5 protein-coding genes are annotated in these 4,358 nt (G+C 40.1%); 4 read left to right on the top strand and 1 reads right to left on the bottom strand.

All coding sequences use genetic code 11. The features are described from left to right. Positions 1–541, top strand: a 541-nt coding sequence (locus tag VB714_RS14785; protein ID WP_323225380.1) for a class I SAM-dependent methyltransferase, incomplete at its 5' end; no start/stop codon positions are given. Between the two features lie 157 nt (positions 542–698). On the opposite strand, the gene VB714_RS14780 is transcribed toward VB714_RS14785, so the two are convergent. Then, positions 699–2,240 carry a B12-binding domain-containing radical SAM protein gene (locus VB714_RS14780; RefSeq protein WP_323225379.1) on the bottom strand — a complete coding sequence of 514 codons (1,542 nt, stop codon included), beginning with the start codon at positions 2,238–2,240 and terminating at the stop codon, positions 699–701. A gap of 358 nt (positions 2,241–2,598) precedes the next feature. Here VB714_RS14780 and VB714_RS14775 point away from each other — a divergent pair, with 358 nt between their 5' ends. The 3 genes from VB714_RS14775 to VB714_RS14765 form a co-directional block, all read left to right on the top strand. Further along, entirely contained in the window at positions 2,599–3,528 is a 930-nt protein-coding gene (locus VB714_RS14775) for a hypothetical protein (protein WP_323225378.1), read from the top strand. 10 nt (positions 3,529–3,538) lie between these two features. After that, positions 3,539–4,030, top strand: coding sequence for a hypothetical protein (locus tag VB714_RS14770; protein ID WP_323225377.1), 492 nt, complete (start codon positions 3,539–3,541; stop codon positions 4,028–4,030). Positions 4,031–4,129: 99 nt separating this feature from the next. Continuing rightward, a partial coding sequence (locus tag VB714_RS14765; protein WP_323225376.1) for a hypothetical protein occupies positions 4,130–4,358 on the top strand: 229 nt, incomplete at its 3' end.

The following is a 4,358-nucleotide window of genomic DNA, read 5'->3' as shown; positions in this document are numbered from 1 at the left end:
TGGGGAAGAAATGTGCCAAGGATTGCCGATTAAGTTCTTATTGCAGGATTATCGAACTTTTGAGGGACAGAAATTCGATCGCATTGCTTCTATTGGGATGTTTGAACACGTTGGTTATAAGAATTTTCGCACTTTTATGGAAATGTCCAGGCGTTGTTTAAAAGAAGACGGCTTATTTTTGCTGCATACAATTGGCAGTCTGAAAACAAATATGTCTGGGGAAAATTGGGCGATGAAATATATTTTCCCCAATGGTTACTTGCCCTCTCTTGCTCAAATTAGCAAAGCAACAGAAGAACTACTGGTTTTAGAAGATTTGCAGAATATCGGTCATCATTATTACCCAACTTTTATGGCCTATCTGGAAAACTTCGATCGCCACTGGCCAAAACTAAAAGAAAAATACGGCGAGGAATTTTATCGCAAGTGGAAGTATTTCCTCTGTTCCATTGGCGGTTCTTTCGGTGCGCGGCACTCTCAAGTCTGGCAAATGGTTTTCTCTCCTAACGGTGTCCTGCAAGGCTATCAGTCGATTCGATAGCCCAACTTGCTAGTTATAAATCTGAAAGTCCCCCTTTTTAAGGAGGATTTAGGGGTTCTAAAAGTCCCCCTTTTTAAGGAGGATTTAGGGGTTCTGAAAGTCCCCCTTTTTAAGGGGGATTTAGGGGGATCGTGTAACTAGCAATTAGTGTTCAGACCTAAGCCACCCCAACCGGACTGCCAACGATTCGCGGGGCTTTTTGTTCCAAACAAGGATGCAGTTCCTCGGGAGAGATCAACTCCGCGTAGCGACCTAACATTACCTTCAATTGATGGCGATAAAAATCAGGTAATGTTTCAGATTTTCCTTCATGGAAGGCAAGAAAATTCGAGTCTGTTTTGAGTTGTGTTAGGATTTCGTGATATTTCTTCTCATGTGCTTTTTCTCCTTGAGTTCGCAGCCAATGAAATATCTTGATCCGCCAATTCGGGGTACTCTGAATGCGTTTTTTCAACATTTCCGGAGACGAAACACATTGAGAAAGCTCAATCAGTTTTTCAAAATAGGTAATTGGGTCGTAATTCTTAAGAGTGAACGCCAAATAAGGGAAAGAGTAAAACGCCAATGGCATCGCTTTGAGAATGCGATCGTTCTCAAAATATTGGTCAAACATTGGCGTTCCACCAAAAGGCATGGGAATGTTAAATACAGGCCAAGCAAAAGGGGTTTTTTCGATGAATCGCTTGCTCAATGTAATCGGTTCGTCTCCGCGATCGCTATCCAAACCAAAAATGAGACCAACTTGAATGTAAGGAATGTATTCAGAAACCTGTTTTAACTGTTCCACAACGCGATCGACTTTTTCAATCCCGCTTTGATTTTTCACCCCTGCTTTCGTGGAGTAGTCTTGCCAAGATTCAATGCCATGAATACTTAAAATACATTTCGTGTCTTGGAGTCGTTTCAATCTCGATTCATTGAGAATACTTAGGGAACATTCCATCCCATAACGCACTCTTGATTCAGGAGGAATAGATTCCAAAACTTGAAAAACTCGCTCAAATTGGATGCCAAAATTAGGGTCGTTAAAACCCAGAACGAGATTCGGATAAAACCGAGAAACATAGCGAATATCTGCCGCCAAGCGTTCCATTGAGAGCAAGCGATAAGAATTATCCCAATCCCGGCAAAAATCGCAAGTGTAAGGACAGCCTCGACTGGTTAACATCGGCACCATTGTTAGCAAAATCGACCAGCGTTTTTGAAAAAAAGCCGCAGCTTTAATTTCCGGCATTCGTTCTTCAACAGTGGGACATTCTTCAAAAGGTTGAGCCGCAGAAATATACTGTCCGCGCTCAAATTTTCCATCTATAATATCGGCAATAAAAGACTTATCGCAATCCCCAATAACTAAATCGAAAAAACGCAAACAGTCTACCGGAAATGCTTCGGCATGAGGTCCACCAATAACAGTAGTCGTGCCTGCTCTGCGATAGAATTTTGCTAAAGCATAAGCGAGAGGACTTGCCAAACTACAACAACCGAAGAAAACAACATCTAAATCATCGGGTAAAAGGCGAAAGGCATCACCCGCACCATAATGCGTTGCATAAAATGTTTCGTGACCGAGTTGACGACACCAAACAGAAATCACTTGAGGAACAATACTGGCAAATTGTTTACTCAGCATGACATGGTAGACCCTATCCATCAATGATGTGGAAGGTAAGACGATAATATCTAAAATTCCAACTCTCATAGAATTGCTCTGTTCCTATCTAAAGTGTTTGCAAATGAAAACCATATCGCATCTCTTGGGAGCCATAAATTATCTTTGAAAATTGTGGCAATCATTCAATAATATACTATAATAATTATAGAAAGAATGCAAGCTAAAATTCAGTAAAGTACATTTTTATTTAATGGTTTTTAGCGATACCATAAAAATCTTACTGTTTTAGTTCATGGATTCTTTAGCGGTTATTTTTCTTGTTCAAATAAAAACAAGAAAACTCAATCGTATGGAAAACGAAAAATCCATCATTAGAGCAATTTTTGCTGTGATTTCTCGCCAGAAACAAATTGACTTATCTTCTGTCCTGAATTGGAGATTACTTATGTTTGCAAAAGATATTGCCGGTTACTGTTATTACCATCCTAATTACTGGCAAACTCAAGCCAGAATTAATACTTTAATCAATCGCTTTTTATCCTTCGAGATTTTAACTGCTGCTGTCGCCGATCTACCGACTCAGTTTGCCAATCCTCACGTGCGTCCCTGGCAAAGATTGGCGATCGATGCTATTCAGCCCGAGCAAATTATTGGCATGGATTCAGAGCAGTTTTATCGAATGTTACGAATGTTTGCAGACATAGAAGAACCGATTCGAGGATACTCCAAAGAATCGCGAGATTATACGCTGAAAGCTCATCCTCAATTTGCTCGTTTTATTGGAGGAATTTACGATGAACACGATCGAATTACAGAAGTAGGAGTTTGGGAAAAAGAAGAAAGACGACATGGACCTCTTTACAAAAGACTCTATTGCCAGTTAACCCAAAATAAATTTGAGAGTCAACCTCACTCGGTTTCAAATCATCTGATTCAAGGAGATTCCCTCGATCGCATTGGCGCTCATCTCATGAGCCGTATTACAACAGAATGGAGTGCTTGCGCGGGCTACATTTGGTTAATGTCTCATTGCACGGGAGAACTGCAAAAAGCGATCGCGCAAATTCTACAAGATGAAGTTAATCATTTGGCTAAATTTTGGGGATTTACGCGTTGGGAATTGCAATATTCTTTCTTTCAATGTATTCGTCACGGTACGATCGAACTGATTAAACTCTTTTTATTTCATCGTAATGAGCGAAGCGAAACTCGTGAAGGTTCTTCTCCCGAACATTGGCAAGAAATAATTGAAACAATCTTTGCTTTTAATCGAGTTGTCATTCAATTATATCGCTGGAATAAAACCTTAAAACCCGATCTTTTAAATGAAATATTTGGAGATCGTCAAATGCCAAAAAACTTAGTGCTTAACTGAGGAAATTGTAATGATTGACATCCAAAAAAACAATAAAAAAGTTGGCAGTTCTCCGGAAGAAAAGAAAGCCATTGTGAGAGCCATATTGGCCATTATTTCTCGTCAACAAGAAATGTCCTCGATCGCCAACTATATCGCCGAAGATGTAGAAATCTATCGAGACGATCTGCTGTCAGTGGGTGCATTGATTGGGTGGTGTCGATGGGTTCGTTTTCTGCACTTTATTGCCGATCGCAAAATGCAGGGTTTGGAACTGCGGGAAGAACAGATGACAGTGAAAGATAACATTGTCGAAGTTTTAGCGAGATGGCACGGAACAAAAAACGGTAAACCGATCGCTTCGGGAGATGTTCCCGTGCGCTATCAAATCGACGGCGATCGCGTCACAAAGATCTGGTCTTATACGACAAACTACACCTTTATTCATGGCAAGTTTATTGTCTATAAACCGATCTTTATTTTATTGTTTCTGCGTTTTTTAATTTATTCTTGGTTGAATTAAAACATCTTAACCCATTTGAATGGGTTTTCGCTTTCAGCCTTGGCTTTAAATCCAAGGCTGAAAACTAGGTTTCTTAACAATTTTCAGGAGAATTGAATCATGTATCAAGAACTTTTTGCACGGGAATCAATGCCTGTTATTATCGGTACTGGTATTACAGGTATGGCAATCAGTCGTAGTTTGAGTCAGAAGAAAATTAAGCATTTGGCGATCGGTACACCTCCGCATCCCAGTCGTCCCAAGTTAGGAGAATCAATTAATGGCGAAGGCAGTCTCGATCTAGAGGAATTATTTCCCGAATTTAGTCAATACTGTTTTCCTAAGAAAA

The organism is Spirulina sp. 06S082, from assembly GCF_034932145.1.
In the GTDB taxonomy this organism is placed as follows: domain Bacteria; phylum Cyanobacteriota; class Cyanobacteriia; order Cyanobacteriales; family Spirulinaceae; genus CCY15215.
The sequence above is the reverse complement of the archived record's forward strand: the minus strand, read 5'-3'. Positions and strand labels throughout refer to the sequence as shown.